This window comes from Halalkalibacter sp. HAAS-P013, from assembly GCF_056619925.1.
The window spans coordinates 59,252-76,658 of the sequence record NZ_JBWQTU010000008.1; the positions used below are offsets into that span (position 1 = coordinate 59,252).

Sequence of the window (17,407 nt, forward strand, 5' to 3'; positions counted from 1 at the left end):
TAAAATTAAATATAGTCTCTTACTTCTTCTAAACTAGGGAAAGAAGGTTGTCCCCCGAATCTTCCTACACTTATTGCACTTACTTGTGTAGCAAATTCGAGAGCCTTTTTAAGTTCTAACCGGTGGTAGAGGCTGTAAGTAAGTGCACCAATAAAGGAATCACCAGCACCTGTTGCGTCAACGGCATCTACTTTTTTTGCAGGTATATGGAATAGATTTGTACCATCAAAAACAACACTACCATTACTACCTAGTGTGATAATGACTAATTGCTTTATTCTAGGAAAAATCTGTTCACATGCTTGTTTCGCCGAAGTAATAGAGTTAATCTCTTTTCCATAGAAATACGCAGCTTCATTTTCATTTAGTACTAAACAATCAACCATATTTAAGTACTTTTCTTCAATATGATTTACAGGAGCAGGGTTAAAGAGAATATAGCAATTATTTTTGTTAGCTAATTGAATAGTATATTCAATAATATGTTTTGGTAGCTCGTATTGAAGAATCACCATTTTGCTTTGCTTTATTATGTCTTCAGCGCGTAAAATGTCCGTTTCCGTTACTGAGTGGTTCGCTCCTGGAATGATGGTGCTATAGTAATTCCCATCAGCCATAACTTGTACAAAGCCCATACCAGTGTTAGTTTTGCTTCTTTTTACATATGATGTATCAATTGATGCGTCATTCGCATGTTTGATTAGTAAATCACCAAACATATCATCACCGACGCTTCCGATTAGAAAGGTTTTTAATCCTAGCTTCCCGCATTGAGATGCTTGATTCGCCCCTTTTCCACCTGCTGCTTTTTTTAGATCATTCCCACTAAAGGTTTCCCCTAATTCAGGAAGTCTGTCTTGTTTAATAATAAAATCATAATTTAAACTCCCTATGACCGTGACCAATTCTTTTTTCAAGTTAGCCCCTCCTTGTTCAGCCTATTATTAATAACGGCTTCGTGTGTTTTCTTGAGATTAGCGATTGATTTATCGTAATTCATTAGAACTACAGCGTTAAATAAGGCATCTAATAGATTTAAGTGAACGATTCTAGTCTCCGCATTTTCTCCAGTTAACGGCGAGTTCTTTGCAAAGGAAGTTAGTTTAATGTCAGCTATCTCTGTAATCGGACTTTTTACATAGTTAGTAATACAAATAGTAGTGGCTCCAGCTTGTTTTGCTATAGTTAATGCGTTGTTGACCGCCTTTGTAGCACCTGAATGAGAAATACCAATTGCTATGTCATTTTCCGTAAGTAATGAGGAGGCCATAGCTTGAAGGTGAGTATCTCTGTATGAGTAAGCTTCAATACCAACTTTTAAAAATTTATGTGTCATATCATCAGCAATAGAACCAGAGCCACCAACACCTAATAATAGAACTTTGTTAACATCTTTAAAAGAATTGACGGCTCTGTTGAATTCTTCTTTATCTATAACCGCTAAAGTATCTTGTAAAGCAGTAATAGAATTCAAAAAAACTTTTTCTAAAATTTCAGAGGGTGTATCGTTTTTATTAAAATCTTCCTCGACTACATCTTTCATTTTTGGATCAGTGAAAAACTGGACCAAATCTTTTCTTAATGAGTGGTAGCCATCATAATTCAACTTCTTACATACTTTAATAATCGTTGCCTCACTTACATTTAAATGATTGGCAAGTTCTTTTATAGTCATTGCTGATACTTCGTAAGGATTATTTGAAATGAAGGTCGCTACCGTTTTTTCTTTTGTCCCTAAAGAAGGGGAAATGCTTCTTGCGTAAAGAATAATTTCTTTTCCGATGTTTAATTTGTTATCCATTTAGATGACCTTCCATTCTTTTCAACTTAATATTTATAAATGAATTTTTAATAGTAAACTTATTTGGGTATTTCTGTGATTGGTAATAGTATTCGTGATAATTGTATTATACGATAAAAATTAAGTAAAATAAATATTTTTCTGAAAATTATTGACAAACAAAAATGAAGTGAACTATACTGTGAATGATTAAAAGTTTACTTTTTGATAACAATTAGTAAATATCCAGGGGGCGCATATGACAAATTGGAGCTTTTCAACGAGGATTAATTCATTTCATACAAAGGCAAACGAGTATTGGGTAGACAAAAAAGAAATTACTACAATTGACCTTATTGAAAGAATGTCAAAAGTAAAAGGACTGACACATGTTGAATTAAACTACCCTCAACACTTTGTTTCTAATTCTGTAAATGAAGTAAGAGAGTGTCTCAGGGAACATGATCTACAGTTAAGTGGAATTGCTCTAAGGTATGATAGCCAGTTTATTGAAGGGGAATTTATAAATAATGATGAGGGAATTCGAAATAAAGCAATTAAAATTACAGAGGAAGCAATAGAAGTTTGCAGGCAACTTGGAGGGAGTGTCACAACCATATGGTTACCGAATGACGGATTTGATTACTCATTTCAATTAGATTATCGCAAAGCATGGAAGCGAGAAATCGAAGCAATAAGAGAAATTGCTAATAGAAACCCAGATATGAAAATAAGTTTTGAATATAAACCGTATCAGCCAAGAGTTTACTCTTTGGTAGGAGATGTTGGAACTAGCTTACTTGCGATCGAGGAAGTCGGTTGTGATAATGTGGGAATTACGTTAGACTTCTGTCACATGCTTATGAAAAAAGAAAGTCCTGCTTTTTCACTCGCGTTAGCAGAAGAAAAAGGAAGATTATTAGGGGTTCACTTGAATGACGGATACAAAGATAACGACGATGGAATGATGTTAAGTTCTGTTCATTTAATGCAGACAGTTGAATTAATATATTACTTGAAGAAGTATAACTATTCAGGGCTTATCTATTTTGATACATTTCCGTTAAGAGAAGACCCAGTTGCTGAGTGTGAAATGAATATTAATATTTTTAAGGGCTTGTCTATGAAAATTGACGAAATTGGAATGGAAAAGATTCAAAGTATTATAGAAGAAAGGAATGCATTAGCAAGTCAAGAGCTTTTATGTAAGCTCTTACAAATAAGCCAACCTACTAAAGTTATCTAATCGTTGGAGTGATAATATTAAAGAAGTGTTTTCTAATCTAATTAGGAAACACTTTTTATATTTGGGAAACGGACATATCGATATCCGTTTCCCAAATATAAAACAAACAGGTTACTGTATAGTAATTAGATGGAAGAAACATCCTGAAGTTGTTATACTATGTTTATAATATTACGCTGTATAAACATTTGGGAGGACATATGTCTAAGGAGATAAAGAATAAACAAGAGGTAAAGCCAGGAAATAACAGACATCAAGAAATAGTTGATTTATTAAAAGATGTGGGAACTGTAAGGGTTGGTGAATTGAGCAAAAGGTTTCAAGTTACCGAGGAAACTATTAGACGTGATTTAGAAAAATTGGATAGTGAAGGCTTTTTAACTCGAATTCATGGTGGGGCAGTTTTGAATCGAAAGGAAGGTTTTGAAATACCTGTTTTGAATAATCAGTACGTAAACATAGATGAAAAGCGGTCCATTGGTGCAAAAGCGTGTGAGCTTGTAGAGGAAGGCGATGTGATTGCTCTTGATGTTAGTACAACATGTTTACAAATGGCTAAACATTTATCAAATAAAGAAATTACTGTTATTACAAATTCAATAGCTGTTGCTTTAGAATTGATGAATAAAAACGCAATCACTGTGATGGTAGTAGGAGGCTATCTAAATGCGGATTCATTGTCTTTGGCTCGATTTACTTCAGAGCATATAATTGATGGCTACCATATCGATAAGTTCTTCTTCTCTTGTAGTGGGTTTGATTTAAAGAGAGGGATAAGTGAAAGTCATGAATTGCAAGCGCAAGTTAAGAAGAAGTTTATAGATATATCTGAACAGCTTATTTTATTAGCTGATCATAGTAAATACGGAAGAAAAGCTTTAGTGAAACTTGCTGATTTAAAAGAAGTTGATAAGATTGTTACAAATAATAAGTTGACGATCAATCAATCTTCGGAAATAAAAGCTGCTGGTATCCCTACAATCTTTGCTGATTAATTAAATATAAAAAGGAGAACGAATCTGATTAGTGGGATTCATTCTCCTTTTTTTTGTTCACTTTTAATCTAAATGTTTGATTCGGAAAATGAAATGTGGTTTTTCGAAGGGGAGGGAGGGAAGAATACAGGGTGTTTAGTATAAATTATTTGAAAATATATAACGTTTGGAGTGGGTTTACAAATGAAACATGCAATAAAAAAGGTTATATTTGAAAACCAAGACGTATTTTTTGGTTTTTTTAAATCAACCCAAATATTTTGTTGGTTTTTCAAAAAAACATGTTGCTAAACAAAGATTATTGAATTATACTAATCTTAAGAAAACAAATTGGGCTGTACAAAAAATGAAAATACATACTCTTTTTAGCTTCAATCTCATTTTTTTATTATAATGAAAGCGCTGACAAGAGGGGCCTGATTTTTTCTAATTCAACTAGAAGACTGCATAAGAACAACTTTAAATTTGATCTAGGGGGTGAAGCTTGCTAAAGGGAGTTTGAAGATGTCAGTAGCCATTTTATATCTACTAAATAGGGGGAATTAAAAGATGGGGAAAAGTTTTTCATTTTTGAAAGCACTGTTATTGGTCTTTCTAGTGTCTATGTTTATGGTAGCTTGCGGAAGTAATGAGGAAACAACAAGTGAAGACACGGGTGGGAATGATAGTCAAACTTCAGATGCAAGCGAAACAGAACCAGGTGAACTGAATTTAGATGAGGAAGTTAATCTTGTTTTCTCAACAACTAGTGGAGACAATGTTGTTCGTTTTGAGGAAGAAATTAGAGCGTTTGAAGAGAAATATCCTAACGTTACGATCGAGCTAAGAGATTATGCGGATGATTGGTATGATCAAAATGGTGTTAGATTCTTTAACTCCAATGACAAACCAGACGTTGCATGGACGTGGGGAACTTCATTTTTCCCAGATATTGTTGAATCAGGAGCGTTTATCCCGCTTGATGATATTTACGAAGAAGAAGGTTTGTATGATGTGTTAAATCAACAGTCTATTGACCATTACACTATGGATGACGGACATAAATATGCAGTACCTGAATCAGTTGTACTTAACCCAATCGTTTTCTATAATAAGCAAGCTTTTAGAGATGCAGGGATTGAAGAGCCTCAAACATATGAAGAGTTCTATGCATTAGGAGATCCTTTACGTGAGGCAGGGTATATTCCATGGGTATCTGGAATGTTTAATCCAAGTCAGGCAACCGCGTTAATCGATATTACTATTAAACGTTTTGTTAGTGATGAACATTACCAACAATTATTAGATAAAGAGGAGATGGATTATGAACATCCTGATCTCATTGAAGCGTATACAGCTGTACACAATATTGCAACGAATTTAATGCCAGAAGGTGTAGCAGGTATTCATGCAGACGAAGCTAGATCCATTTTTGCGCAGGAAAGAGCTGCAATGTATAGTGATGCATCTGTAAATGCAGGCCCAGGGATGTTAGGTGCTGAATTACCTGAAGATTTCGAATTAGGTTTCTTCTTCTATCCACAGGGACGTGATGATGTAGGTCATACAATCGGTTACTACGATGGTCATTGTTTAGCAGTTATCGATGGAACTGGAAATGAAGAATGGGGTAAAGAGTTTGTCCGTTTTGTCTTGAGTCAAGAGCGTCAAAGTCAGATGGGCCATGCGTCTTCCAACTTCCCGGTTCGTGATGATATTGAGTATGATGATTTGAAAGATTCATATATGGATGTCGTTGCTGATATTTATGAAATGCACAACGAAACAGGAACACACAAAATTTTTAATACAGTTATGCCTGGTCAATATCGCCAAGCTGCAACGCAAATGATTCAAGGGCTAGTAATGGGTCAAATTAGTCCAGAGCAATTTGGAGAAGACATGAATGATCTAATTAATAGAATTCATTAAATAGAGTTTAAGAGGGGATTCCCACCTAGTAAAGGTGGGACCCTCTCCATACTCTATCTACATAGAAGGGAGCGGTAAAGGTGGAAAAGGCAACAGTTATTAACACCGGGAAAGTTTCAAAAAAGAAAACTAGCATGTTAAAGCAGTTTCTAGCTGAAGTTTCAAAGTATAAGTTCGCCTATTTTTTAATACTTCCAACGTTATTGCTATTAGTAGGATTTATGGTCTTTCCATTTTTCTATTCTTTAACAATGAGTTTCACAAAATGGAATGGGATGACAGCACCTACATTTGTTGGATTTGAAAATTATATTAACTTGGTTCGAGACGCCAATTTCTTGAAAGCACTGGGACACAATGCTCTTTTTACTACTTTATTTACAACATTTACAATAGTTTTTGGTTTCCTATTTGCTGTAGCAATTGAGCGAAGAGTCGCTGGTTGGCAAATTTATAAGTTTGTATTCTTTATACCTGTTATGTTGATTACAGCGATTGTTGCTGCGTTGTTCGCGAAAATCTATGAACCTAGTTATGGATTATTAAATAGCTTCCTTAGAGCTATAGGGTTAGATCCTTTAACGCAACTTTGGTTGGGGGATCCCAACGTAACGATGTATGCTATCATTGCCATCGCAATTTGGCAAATCACAGGTTGGACTATGCTATTATTCTTAGCAGCTATTGAGGGAATCCCAACAGAAGTACATGAAGCAGCAACACTAGATGGTGTTACTGGTTTACAACGCATTCTGTATATTACTTTACCAATGGTAAAAAGGTTCGCTCTAATTTTGGTCATGTTACAAATCATTAACTCTTTAAAAACGTTTGATTTAATTTGGGTAATGACAAAAGGTGGACCAAACTACGCATCTGAAGTATTGGGAACAATGTTATATCGTTTAGCGTTTGAACAACAATCATTTGGTTATGCTTCTGCGGTAGCTATTACGATGTCTATTATTGTTATGATCGTTGCTCTCATTTATTTACGAGTGTCAAAATTGTCAAACCAAGAGAAAGCGTAGGTGATAATTGATGTCAAAAGTATTAAATAAGATTGTCGTTCAAGTCTTATTGATTATAAGTGCTCTAATAGTAGTAATCCCGCTGCTATATATGTTTATAACTTCCCTAAAAACACACCAAGAAATTATTCAAAGTCCATTCTCATTGCCTGAATCGCTTCATTTTTGGAACTATATAGAAGTGTGGACAGGAAGTAATCTAGGTGTAAATTTCTTCAACAGCGTTTTCGTGACAGTTGGAACGTTATTGCTCATTACGCTTGTATCATTAATGAGTGGTTATGCTCTAGCGAGATTTCCTTTTCCTGGAAATAAACTGTTTTTCATTTTAATGATCGCTCTCCTTACAATTCCGATTCATTCATTATTGATCCCGGTGTACCACATAATGGAAAAATTTAGTTTTACTAATAATACGTGGGGATTGATCTTGGTTTATACCGCTTTCAACTTACCAATTAGTATCATCATTATGCGCTCCTTCTTTGAACAAGTTCCTAAAGCGATTGAAGAGGCAGCGGTTATCGATGGATGCAGTAAGTGGAGAGTCTTTTGGAATATAGCTGTTCCGATGACGAAAGTTGGAATGGTGACAATCACGATTATTAACGTTATCGCGATATGGAGTGAGTATTTATTTGCTTCGGTATTAATGACCCTTCCATCTGCTAGAACCCTTCCAGTTGCTATTGCTGGTTTAAGTTCTGGGGAAACGGGATTTGATATGGGTGTTCTGTTTGCAGGTCTAAGTATTGCGACAATTCCTATGTTAATTATCTATTTTGTCTTTTCAAAGCAGATCACAAAAGGTGTTGCTTCCGGTTCAGTTAAATAGTTAAGTAGTTTACCAATAAATATTCAAGAGGAGATGAGAAATATGGTGAAAATAGGACCGTCATTAATGTGTGCAGATATGGGTGATTTAAAGGGAGCGATTGAAAAGCTCGATAACGGTGGAGTGGATTATTACCACTTTGATATTATGGATGGTACCTTTGTACCTAACTTTACGATGGGACCCGATTTGATTAAGAACATGCGTAAATATACAGATAAACCATTTGATATTCATTTAATGGTAGAAGACCCAGAACGATATATAGACATGTTTGTTGATGCAGGTGCAGATATGATCTCTGTACATGTTGAGGCTACCAAACATTTGCAAAGAACATTACAACAAATACGAGCAAGAGGAGTCAAAGCGGGTGTGGCGCTAAATCCCTCAACTCCACTCTCAACTCTAGATTATGTATATGAAGACATTGATTATATTTGCATTATGTCCGTAAATCCTGGTTTTGCAGGACAGTCCTTTGTACCTTCCGCATATCAGAAGCTAGAGGATCTGAATCGAATTATTCAAGTAAATAATTATCAAATTGAAATTCAAGTAGATGGCAATATGAGTTATGAAACCATTCCAAAAGTTGTTGAAAGAGGGGCAACAATGGTTGTTTGTGGTACGTCTAGTTTATTTAAGCAAGATGTTGATTTACAACAATCAACATTAGAACTTAAAAAATTTACTGCCAGTTAATAGGAAAGGAAGTCACTAGTATAGGAGAGATAAAAAAAGGAGTAGAATACTATGACATTAACGGTTTTAGGTAGTACAAATATGGACATTGTGACCATAACCAATCATTTTCCTAAGCAAGGAGAAACGACATTTGGTCAAGAGATAAAGTATCTTTGTGGAGGAAAAGGAGCCAATCAAGCGATCGCAGCTGCGAAGCTTGGAAAAGAGGTATCATTTATAAGTGCTGTTGGGGAAGATGCATTTGGAAAAACGATTTTATACAATTTAAAAGAAAATAATGTTGATACTTCTTTTGTTAAGCAAACAAGTGAAGCATCAACAGGTGTAGCGTTATGCTTGAATGCATTAGACAACACACTAGATAATACAATGGTTGTAATGAAAGGTGCAAATGATAGTCTTACTGAGAGTGATTTAATTCCTTGTATGGACCTTCTTGCAAACACAGATGTTTTACTTCTTCAAATGGAAACACCTGAAGATATTATCATTGAAGCTATGAGAATTGTTAAGGACAATGGGGGCTTTGTTATCTTGGACCCGGCTCCAGCTGATGGGATCACAACAAGTGCATTAGCTTATGCTGATTTAATTATACCAAATATTCAGGAAACTGAATGTATAACGGGAGTAAAGGTGACTGATGTAGCGAGTGCATTAGTTGCTGCTAAAAAGTTTGAAGAATTTGGAGTTAAGAATTCGATTATAAAAATGGCAGAAAAAGGTTCATTAGTCTATATAGATGGTATTGCAACTCAAATTCAGTCTATTCCGGTAAAGGCTTTGGATACTATAGGTGCTGGTGATGCATTTGCAGGAGCACTTGCATGTGCGATTGCTGATGGTTCTGACATTATTCAAGCAGTTGAATTTGCGAATGTAGTAGGTGCTATAAATGTAACAAGATTAGGTGCTCAAAAGGGAACACCTACAATGGAAGAGGTAATGGCATTTTGTGAAGAGCAAGATTTAAAGCATTATTATAGAAGAGAAAATTTTACCTGATTTGAATAATATGTACTACAAATGTGGAGAAGTTGGCTTTAGACAAGAATTAGATAGGCTTTTATCAAATAATATGCTAACAAACGGTAGGTGCCTTTGAGTTTAGGAAAATCAGCAAGTTAGTAAAGGCCCTACCTCTTGTATAGCTGATATATATATTACAAAAAGTCATATACTCAGATATTAAAAAAATCGTGTATGTGAGTGCTTTCATGTTATATTAAGTATATACAGGTATGTCTTAAATAATTAATTTGACTATAAAACAATAACTGTAAGGTTAGATGTTCATTATATATATTTTCTATATTGTTATGAAAGGACTTAAAATAATGGATATAACGGTAGTGGGGAGTATTAATATTGATATAGTCGCACTCACGGATAAATATCCTAATCGTGGAGAAACACTTTTTGGGAAGCAAGTTGAATATTTATCGGGAGGAAAAGGAGCCAATCAAGCGACAGCAGCTGCCAAATTAGGGAAAGATGTAGTCTTGGTCGGATCTGTTGGAAATGATCCATTTGGAGAAAAAGTATTAGAAAAGCTACGCTCAAACAAGGTGGATACCACCTTTGTTAAACGGTCTAATAGGAACCCAACTGGTACAGCTTTAATAACCATTGATGAAACAGCTGAAAACACAATGTTGGTTATGCGAGGAGCTAATGACGACCTTGCAATAAGCGATATTGATCAGAGTCTTGAGACTATTAAGAATAGTAAAGTTTTGCTAGTGCAAATGGAAGTGCCTGAAGATGTAGTTATTGATGCAATGATTAATGCTAGAAAGAATGGTACATATGTTATTCTTGACCCAGCTCCAGCTGAAGGAATAACCATACGCGCATTAAATTATGCAGATTTAATTATGCCTAACCGTCAAGAGACAAAATTTATGACTGGTATTGATGTTACGAATATTGAGAGTGCGGTGGCAGCAGGTGAGTTTTTTGCAAAAATGGGGGTAGATAAGTCAATCATTAAGATGGGAGAAAAGGGATCGCTTGTTTATACAAGTGAACGGTGGGAACACTTTGAACCGCTACCTGTCAAGCCCATTGATACAGTTGGAGCGGGAGATGCATTTGCTGGTGCACTGGCTTGTGCGCTCGCTGATGGAGAAGAGCTGTTCTCAGCTGCTAGATTTGCATCGATTGTATCAGCACTAAGAGTCACTAGGTTAGGAGCGCAAGAAGGAACTCCTAACCTTGATGAAGTAAAGCAGTTTTGTTTGCAGAAAGGCTTTACTTATTATGGATTAAATCGATATTCTGTTTAACATAATAGTTTTATGATTTATGAAAATAGACGTTTTTAAGGAATGTCTATTTTTTATTTCTTTTTCTAGCTTGAAGTCCTTCATTACAATAATTGCTTATTTGTTATATTTACAACGATGCCAAGATTTTAAGTGTTTTCAGGGTGAGCGGGTGTGATTTACGCGGTTTGTTAACTGGAATATTTGTAGTCAAATTGAAAATACCAGAATTTATCCAACTATTGATATGATGATTGGATATTGAGGTCTTGTTGTTTTATCATATGGAATTTATTTAGAGAAACACCATTATTTCAGTAATTGTGTTTCAATTGTATTATTTAACTTGAAGTAAAGGTCTATGAAACCATTTCTTTCACATTCACCTTCTCAGGCTTTTTCGTTAATACCGCACAAATCAAGCCAACAACAGGAAAAATCAAAAACATTAATAAAACTTGAGTATAACTCTCAAACACATCAAAACCTATTCCAAGCGGAAGTGGTCCAAAAGAAGAAGCAATAACCGTTACTGTAACAGCAACCCCTTTAATACTACCAAGGTACTTACGTCCAAAGTAATCAGGCCAGATAATATTTAAGGTGATCCGTTCAATTCCATTTGCTACGCCCCACAGCACCCCAAATAGAACAGCAAACCACACGCTATTAAGCATTAATAACATGAATAGAAGAGTAATTTCAATAATGAAAATAACAACAAGTAAAATATTTGTTTTTACTTTTTCTAGTATGAAACCTGATACAAAGGAGATCGGAAACCCGACAAGAGCCATCAAGCTAAGAACAGTTGCTGCAATTTGTGGAGATAATTGATTTTCTCCCATGATTGAAATTAAGTGAAAGGTTATCCCTGTATTAACGAGTGCTGGGATTCCGACACATACTAAAATGGTCCAGAATGCGACTGTTTTTGTAGCTTGACGAAGCGTCCAATTCTCTTCAGCGATCGGCGGAGTCTTTCCCGCTTCTTTTTCATTTTTTTGTTTTTTTTCATTCATCAAACCATCAGGGAGCAACCCTATATCTTCCGGTTTATTGCGAACCCCAATAAGTACGAGCGGAACAAAGAGGAACAAGATCACAAATCCCCAAATTTCCAAGAAGTTTGCCAATCCCAGCGATTAATCATCCACGTATTGGCAATCGGAAAGAAGGCTGCGCTTGCAAAAGCTACCAATAGCCATAAAGCTCAATGCTCTCCCGCGTTTTTGAATAAACCATTGCGGGACTAATGTGTTTGGGACTAGGGTCATACTGCCTTGACCAAATAAACGGATCAAAAAGAAACCAATGGCCATCATCCAAATATTAGAGACGAAGCTATTAAACAAACAAGCAAGCCCTAGTATGGTAGCAACAATGGCCATCATTTTCTTTTGACCAATTTTATCGACTAATCGACCAATGAACATCATTAGAATACCTGCGCAAAAGGTGGCGATGGAATAAATGCCAGAAACCTCGGAGCGCGACCAACCAAAGTGTTCAATATATTGATCAATATAAACGGAATTTGAATACGTTTGTCCAGGGCCTGAAAGGAAGATCGCAAACCCTGCAATAAACACAATCACCCAGCCGTAGTAAAAGGATTGAGATAGCTTATTAATCATGCAGACACCTCTAATTTGTAAATGAATTGACTAATATGATTTACACATTTAGAATGTCGATTCTTTTATTGAAAACGATCGCAATATTGGAGAGGGTGAGCGCGTTTTATTAAAAGCACCTGAAATAGAGAAGTGTAATGACAATATTAATCTTGAATATGTAGTCTACGAAAGCAATTTAACATACCATTTATCATACTATAGATAGTAATGGAATACCTCAATACTAAATAAAAGATTCAGTGATAAAAGACTATATCTAATGTATTCCTTAATAGCATGACTCTATGCTCTTTAACTTTAAAAAAGGTTCCCGCCCTCAAGTTAAGTACATGGGACAGAAACCTTTTTCTTTTAGTAGTTAACTATTATGAAATCTTAGTACGTTTTATCACCGTTAAAAATAGAGTTCTTAACAATAACATAATCTACGTGACGGATTGAGTCTAATTTCGTTCCGCCTGCATAAGAGATAGAAGATTGAAGATCTTGTTCCATTTCAGTCAATGTATCTTGTAAAGCCCCTTTATGCTCGACAACGATCTTTTTCCCTTCTACATTCTTCTTCTCACCTTTTTGAAACTCAGAAGCTGAACCGAAGTATTCTTTATAAAGCTTTCCATCTTTTTCGATTGTTTCTCCTGGTGATTCTTCATGTCCAGCAAATAGGGAACCGATCATCACCATCGTTGCACCAAAGCGAACGGATTTAGCGATGTCGCCATTTGTACGGATTCCGCCGTCTGCAATAATTGGCTTACTTGCTGCCTTTGCACACCATCGAAGAGCTGCTAATTGCCAGCCTCCCGTACCAAAACCTGTTTTAATCTTCGTAATACATACTTTTCCTGGTCCGATTCCAACTTTTGTTGCATCTGCACCAGCATTTTCCAATTCTCTTACTGCTTCTGGTGTTCCAACATTTCCTGCAATGACAAAGCTTTCAGGTAAAAGTTTCTTAATATGTTGAATCATTTCGATAACTGCATTGGAATGACCATGTGCGATATCGATCGTAATGTATTCTGGTGTAAGCTTTTCATCTGCAAGTTGTTGAACAAAGCTATATTCTTCGTCCTTGACTCCAACACTAATAGAAGCAAACAGACCACGTGCATGCATATCTTTAATAAAATCAAGGCGCTTTTCTGGTTCGAAACGGTGCATCACGTAGAAGTAACCATTTTCAGCTAAGTAAAGAGCGATCTTCTCATCTATAATTGTTTGCATATTTGCAGGTACGACAGGTAATTTGAAAGAACGTCCACCTAGCGTTGTCGTTGTATCACACTCTGAACGGCTATTAACAATACATTTTGCAGGGATTAATTGAATATCTTCGTAATCAAACACATTTTCCATAGGTATCCACCTCTAAATACGAATATTGTGGTTTGGGTTGAACAGAAATGTTCGACCCTTAGGTACTTTACAATAGTTTGGTGTCGATGTCAATGAATTAATAAAAATAGGGTTTTAATTAATAGAAAAGGCTTTCATGCAGGAGTAAATTAGGCTATAGAAATTCGACCTAATTTCTTATCACTAACAGAAAATTTTTAAAAAATAATATTGCTTTTTCTCATAGAGCTAAACTATAATCGAAAATATTGAAAATGATTATCAATATCGATTGATTGGGAGGAATTGAAATGACATTAGTAAAAGGTTCAAAAAAGGGTTTTTGGCTGTTTGCCATTTTGTTAGGAATCATTCTCTTTATTTCAGGTTGCGGGCAAGAGGAAACAACAGCTGAGGTTGAAGCTGAGCCAGAAAAGGAAGAAGTAGAATCAGAAGATGTAAGAGAGATCATTCATCCACTAGGTACAACCCATGTTTCTGGAACACCTGAGCGAATTGTTACGCTGTATCAAGGCGCAACGGATGTTGCAGTTGCACTTGGAGTCAAGCCAGTTGGAGCAGTAGAATCATGGGTGGAAAAACCGGTATATGAATACCTTCGCTCGGACTTAGAGGGTGTACAAAATCTTGGTGAAGAAAACCAACCGAATATCGAGGAAATTGCGAAACTTAAACCAGATTTAATTATTGCTTCACAACTACGTCATGAAGAAATTTATGATCAATTATCAGCAATTGCACCAACAGTGTCACATGAAACCGTATTTGCTTATAAAGAGACAGTTGAACTAATGGGAGAAGCAATGAATAAACAAGAGGAAGCTGATCAAATTCTTAATGATTGGAATGAACGTGTAGCCGACTTCCAAATAAAAGCTCAAGAAAAGCTTGGCGAACAATGGCCGTTAGAAGTATCCATTCTTAACTTCAGACCTGATCATGCCCGTATTTATTACACGGGTTTTGCAGGTTCGATTTTAGCTGAACTTGGCTTTGCTCGTCCTGAAAATCAACAAAGCGAAGAGTGGGGAGTTATTTTAGAAGATAAGGAAAGTATCACAGAAATGAATGCAGATCTTTTCTATATATTTAACGAAGATGATCCATCAGTTGAAAAGAGCTTTGATGAGTGGACGAGTCACCCATTATGGGCTAACTTAGATGCTGTGAAAGATGAGAAAGTGTTTATGGTAGATGAAGTAACTTGGAATATGGCTGGAGGCGTGATTGCAGCTAATCTAATGTTGGATGATATTTATGATCGTTTAGAATTAGAAAAATAATACGAAGAATGTGGAGCTATCTCAATAGATAGGAATATAGATTCGGGGTTATCCAAAAAGGCCAAAATCAACCTTTGAGGATAACCCCTTTATATTACGTAATAGAAAAGAGGGAGAAAAATGGTAAAGTTATTTTCCCGGTTACCAAAACTAGTCAGTTTATTAATATTTAGTGGTTTGTTTGTCGTTTCTTTTAGCTTAAGCATTCTACTAGGAAAAACCGCGATTCCAATTGAAAGTGTTGTTGATGCGTTTTTAAACTATGATGAAACAAATACCGAGCATGTAATTATTGCAACAACCCGGTTAAGTAGAGCGAGCATTGCGACTGTGATTGGAGCTAGTTTAGCTATTGCGGGAGCATTAATGCAAGCGTTGACGAGAAACCCGTTAGCGGCCCCGGATATTCTTGGTATTAACGCGGGTGCCTTATTTTTCATTGTTTTAGCTATTTCACTTTTCTCCATGACATCACTCGTTCAATATATGTGGGTTGGACTTCTTGGAGCTGGCTTGGCTGGAGCTTTTGTTTATATTTTAGGGTCGTTAGGCAGAGATGGGTTATCTCCTGTAAAAATTGTATTAGCTGGAGCTGCGATAACAGCGCTATTTATTTCAAGTACACAAGGGTTGCTCGTAATAAGTCAGCAAAATCTACAAACGGTTTTGTTTTGGTTAGCTGGATCGGTAGCTGGAAGAACAATGGATATGCTTCTTCCTATTTTACCTTTTATGCTAGGAGCTGCAATTGTAGCCTTATTTTTAGGGAGATCTGTAAATATTCTCCTGTCAGGCGACGATATTGCAAAAAGCTTGGGACAGCGAACGATCATAGTGAAGCTTCTTATTGGAGTGGTGATTATTCTTCTTGCTGGAGGTTCTGTTGCTATTGGCGGGGCCATTGGCTTTATTGGATTAATTGTCCCCCATATGGTAAGAGGTTTAATTGGGGTCGATTATAGGTGGGTGATTCCATCATGCGCATTAGTTGGAGCTAGTCTGCTATTACTAGCTGATGTCGCGGCAAGGTTTATTATTATGCCACAAGAAATGCCTATTGGTGTAATGACAGCTTTAATGGGCACCCCATTTTTTATATCGATTGCGCGTAAGGGGTTGACAAAGGATGGATAATCTCGTTTATAGAAATAAAAAAGAATCTTTATCTTTTGAAATACAGAAACGCTTTCTTGTTGTCTTATTCATTATGTTGCTGGTTACTGTACTTGTCTTTATTCTATCCTTATCCGCTGGAAGCAGTTGGATTTCCCCAATAGTGGTAGTTTCTCACCTTTTTGGGTTGGGAAGCAGGGAACACGACTTTATAATAGATACGTTGCGGCTTCCTCGCGTACTTCTTGCTTCTTTAGTTGGTATGGCGTTAGGAGTTTCAGGCTTACTCTTGCAAGCGATTGTTCGTAATCCACTTGCCGCTCCTGACATAATAGGAGTCACCGGAGGAGCGTCGGTTGGGGCGATTGCTTTTCTAGTTTTGTTCTCTGGAACGTTAAGTTTGAAGTGGATCCCAGTTGCAGCCATTTTGGGTGCAAGTATCGTCTCTGTATTCGTATATGTACTGTCTTGGAAGAAAGGCGTTACACCGATACGTTTGATTCTAATTGGAATAGGGATAGCTGCAGCCGCGAAAGCTTTGGTCATGATGTTACTTATTTTGACTGATATTGGTGTTGCAAGCAAAGCCTATGTTTGGTTGACGGGTAGTGTGTATGGAGCTAGCTGGTCAAATGTGCAGGCAATGCTTCCTTGGGTGTTTGGCTTTCTTTTTCTTGCCTTCGTTTTGTCTAGAGTGATGAATGTGAAGGAACTGGGAGATGATGTGTCAGCTGGTTTAGGGGTGAACGTTCAGCTTTATCGCTTTTTGCTGCTGTTTGTTAGTGTTGCCTTGGCAGGATCAGCTGTCGCATTTGCAGGAGGGATTAGTTTTGTTGGGTTAATTGCTCCACATATTGCAAGAAAAATAATTGGCCGGTCTTATGGGGGATTAATCCCTATTACTGCACTTATTGGAGGGGGGCTTGTGATGATTGCTGATCTGGTGGCAAGGACGGCTTTCTTACCTCTAGATGTACCAGCAGGGGTTTTCACTGCGGGAATAGGAGCACCGTTTTTTATTTACTTATTGTATAAGAAAAGGAACATGTAGGGGCTGTCTCGTATGTCCGGAATAGTGATGGCAATGGCTCCGTTTGCTACGCACCTTGAGAGGAGAATCCCACTCCTCTCAAGGCTTTTAAAAGATGTAGCAACTCCGCGCATTGCTTTGTAGTTAACTTTAGTCCTATGCGTTATGTAAATTTTTTCTAAAAAGACCTTAAATTATGAAAAAAAGTA

At 36.5% G+C, this 17,407-nt stretch carries 14 protein-coding genes and 1 pseudogene; 11 read left to right on the forward strand and 4 right to left on the reverse strand.

All coding sequences use genetic code 11. The features are described 5' to 3' along the window. Window positions 1–5: 5 nt before the first annotated feature. Both AC1FXP_RS12060 and AC1FXP_RS12065 read right to left on the reverse strand, forming a co-directional pair. Complete coding sequence (locus AC1FXP_RS12060; protein WP_480061661.1) at window positions 6–917, reverse strand: ribokinase; 912 nt, start codon at window positions 915–917, stop codon at window positions 6–8. Next, complete coding sequence (locus AC1FXP_RS12065; RefSeq protein WP_480061663.1) at window positions 914–1,801, reverse strand: SIS domain-containing protein; 888 nt, start codon at window positions 1,799–1,801, stop codon at window positions 914–916. The genes AC1FXP_RS12060 and AC1FXP_RS12065 overlap by 4 nt, the downstream gene beginning before the upstream one ends. A gap of 238 nt (window positions 1,802–2,039) precedes the next feature. Between AC1FXP_RS12065 and AC1FXP_RS12070 the strand changes: the two genes are divergently transcribed. From AC1FXP_RS12070 to rbsK (AC1FXP_RS12105), 8 genes are all read left to right on the forward strand, one after another. Next, window positions 2,040–3,026 (forward strand): sugar phosphate isomerase/epimerase family protein, encoded by a 987-nt coding sequence (locus tag AC1FXP_RS12070; RefSeq protein ID WP_480061665.1) that lies wholly within the window; start codon window positions 2,040–2,042, stop codon window positions 3,024–3,026. Window positions 3,027–3,226: 200 nt separating this feature from the next. Further along, window positions 3,227–4,021, forward strand: coding sequence for a DeoR/GlpR family DNA-binding transcription regulator (locus AC1FXP_RS12075; protein WP_480061667.1), 795 nt, complete (start codon window positions 3,227–3,229; stop codon window positions 4,019–4,021). A gap of 549 nt (window positions 4,022–4,570) precedes the next feature. Next, window positions 4,571–5,932 (forward strand): ABC transporter substrate-binding protein, encoded by a 1,362-nt coding sequence (locus AC1FXP_RS12080; RefSeq protein ID WP_480061669.1) that lies wholly within the window; start codon window positions 4,571–4,573, stop codon window positions 5,930–5,932. Window positions 5,933–6,012: 80 nt separating this feature from the next. Continuing rightward, entirely contained in the window at window positions 6,013–6,963 is a 951-nt protein-coding gene (locus AC1FXP_RS12085; RefSeq protein ID WP_480061670.1) for a carbohydrate ABC transporter permease, read from the forward strand. A gap of 10 nt (window positions 6,964–6,973) precedes the next feature. Continuing rightward, a complete protein-coding gene (locus AC1FXP_RS12090) occupies window positions 6,974–7,798 on the forward strand; it encodes a carbohydrate ABC transporter permease (RefSeq protein ID WP_480061672.1) in 825 nt (274 codons plus the stop codon). Window positions 7,799–7,840: 42 nt separating this feature from the next. Beyond that, window positions 7,841–8,503 carry a ribulose-phosphate 3-epimerase gene (rpe, locus tag AC1FXP_RS12095; RefSeq protein ID WP_480061674.1) on the forward strand — a complete coding sequence of 221 codons (663 nt, stop codon included), beginning with the start codon at window positions 7,841–7,843 and terminating at the stop codon, window positions 8,501–8,503. Window positions 8,504–8,554: 51 nt separating this feature from the next. Further along, complete coding sequence (gene rbsK, locus AC1FXP_RS12100; RefSeq protein ID WP_480061676.1) at window positions 8,555–9,511, forward strand: ribokinase; 957 nt, start codon at window positions 8,555–8,557, stop codon at window positions 9,509–9,511. Between the two features lie 332 nt (window positions 9,512–9,843). Continuing rightward, window positions 9,844–10,794: a ribokinase gene (rbsK, locus tag AC1FXP_RS12105; protein ID WP_480061678.1), complete on the forward strand. Its 951-nt coding sequence runs from the start codon at window positions 9,844–9,846 to the stop codon at window positions 10,792–10,794. 338 nt (window positions 10,795–11,132) lie between these two features. Here rbsK (AC1FXP_RS12105) and AC1FXP_RS12110 read toward each other — a convergent pair. Continuing rightward, a pseudogene (locus AC1FXP_RS12110) lies at window positions 11,133–12,410 on the reverse strand (MFS transporter). 378 nt (window positions 12,411–12,788) lie between these two features. Next, a complete protein-coding gene (guaC, locus tag AC1FXP_RS12115) occupies window positions 12,789–13,772 on the reverse strand; it encodes a GMP reductase (protein WP_480061680.1) in 984 nt (327 codons plus the stop codon). Between the two features lie 290 nt (window positions 13,773–14,062). On the opposite strand from guaC, the gene AC1FXP_RS12120 reads away from it, so the two are divergent. The 3 genes from AC1FXP_RS12120 to AC1FXP_RS12130 all read left to right on the forward strand — a co-directional run bounded on the left by AC1FXP_RS12120 (window position 14,063) and on the right by AC1FXP_RS12130 (window position 17,219). Continuing rightward, on the forward strand, window positions 14,063–15,055 hold the full coding sequence (locus AC1FXP_RS12120; RefSeq protein WP_480061682.1) for an ABC transporter substrate-binding protein: 993 nt from the start codon (window positions 14,063–14,065) through the stop codon (window positions 15,053–15,055). Window positions 15,056–15,175: 120 nt separating this feature from the next. Next, a complete protein-coding gene (locus AC1FXP_RS12125; protein WP_480061684.1) occupies window positions 15,176–16,189 on the forward strand; it encodes a FecCD family ABC transporter permease in 1,014 nt (337 codons plus the stop codon). After that, a complete protein-coding gene (locus AC1FXP_RS12130; RefSeq protein ID WP_480061686.1) occupies window positions 16,182–17,219 on the forward strand; it encodes a FecCD family ABC transporter permease in 1,038 nt (345 codons plus the stop codon). Before AC1FXP_RS12125 ends, AC1FXP_RS12130 begins: the two co-directional genes overlap by 8 nt. Window positions 17,220–17,407: the final 188 nt, after the last annotated feature.

Excerpts from the sequence above, each read along its gene's own strand:
- rbsK (WP_480061678.1), top strand. The coding sequence starts at position 9,844 with ATGGATATAACGGTAGTGGGGAGTATTAATATTGATATAGTCGCACTC.
- rpe (WP_480061674.1), top strand. The coding sequence starts at position 7,841 with ATGGTGAAAATAGGACCGTCATTAATGTGTGCAGATATGGGTGATTTA.
- AC1FXP_RS12080 (WP_480061669.1), top strand. The coding sequence starts at position 4,571 with ATGGGGAAAAGTTTTTCATTTTTGAAAGCACTGTTATTGGTCTTTCTA.
- AC1FXP_RS12075 (WP_480061667.1), top strand. The coding sequence starts at position 3,227 with ATGTCTAAGGAGATAAAGAATAAACAAGAGGTAAAGCCAGGAAATAAC.
- AC1FXP_RS12130 (WP_480061686.1), top strand. The coding sequence starts at position 16,182 with ATGGATAATCTCGTTTATAGAAATAAAAAAGAATCTTTATCTTTTGAA.
- rbsK (WP_480061676.1), top strand. The coding sequence starts at position 8,555 with ATGACATTAACGGTTTTAGGTAGTACAAATATGGACATTGTGACCATA.
- AC1FXP_RS12125 (WP_480061684.1), top strand. The coding sequence starts at position 15,176 with ATGGTAAAGTTATTTTCCCGGTTACCAAAACTAGTCAGTTTATTAATA.
- AC1FXP_RS12065 (WP_480061663.1), bottom strand. The coding sequence starts at position 1,801 with ATGGATAACAAATTAAACATCGGAAAAGAAATTATTCTTTACGCAAGA.
- AC1FXP_RS12090 (WP_480061672.1), top strand. The coding sequence starts at position 6,974 with ATGTCAAAAGTATTAAATAAGATTGTCGTTCAAGTCTTATTGATTATA.
- guaC (WP_480061680.1), bottom strand. The coding sequence starts at position 13,772 with ATGGAAAATGTGTTTGATTACGAAGATATTCAATTAATCCCTGCAAAA.
- AC1FXP_RS12070 (WP_480061665.1), top strand. The coding sequence starts at position 2,040 with ATGACAAATTGGAGCTTTTCAACGAGGATTAATTCATTTCATACAAAG.
- AC1FXP_RS12120 (WP_480061682.1), top strand. The coding sequence starts at position 14,063 with ATGACATTAGTAAAAGGTTCAAAAAAGGGTTTTTGGCTGTTTGCCATT.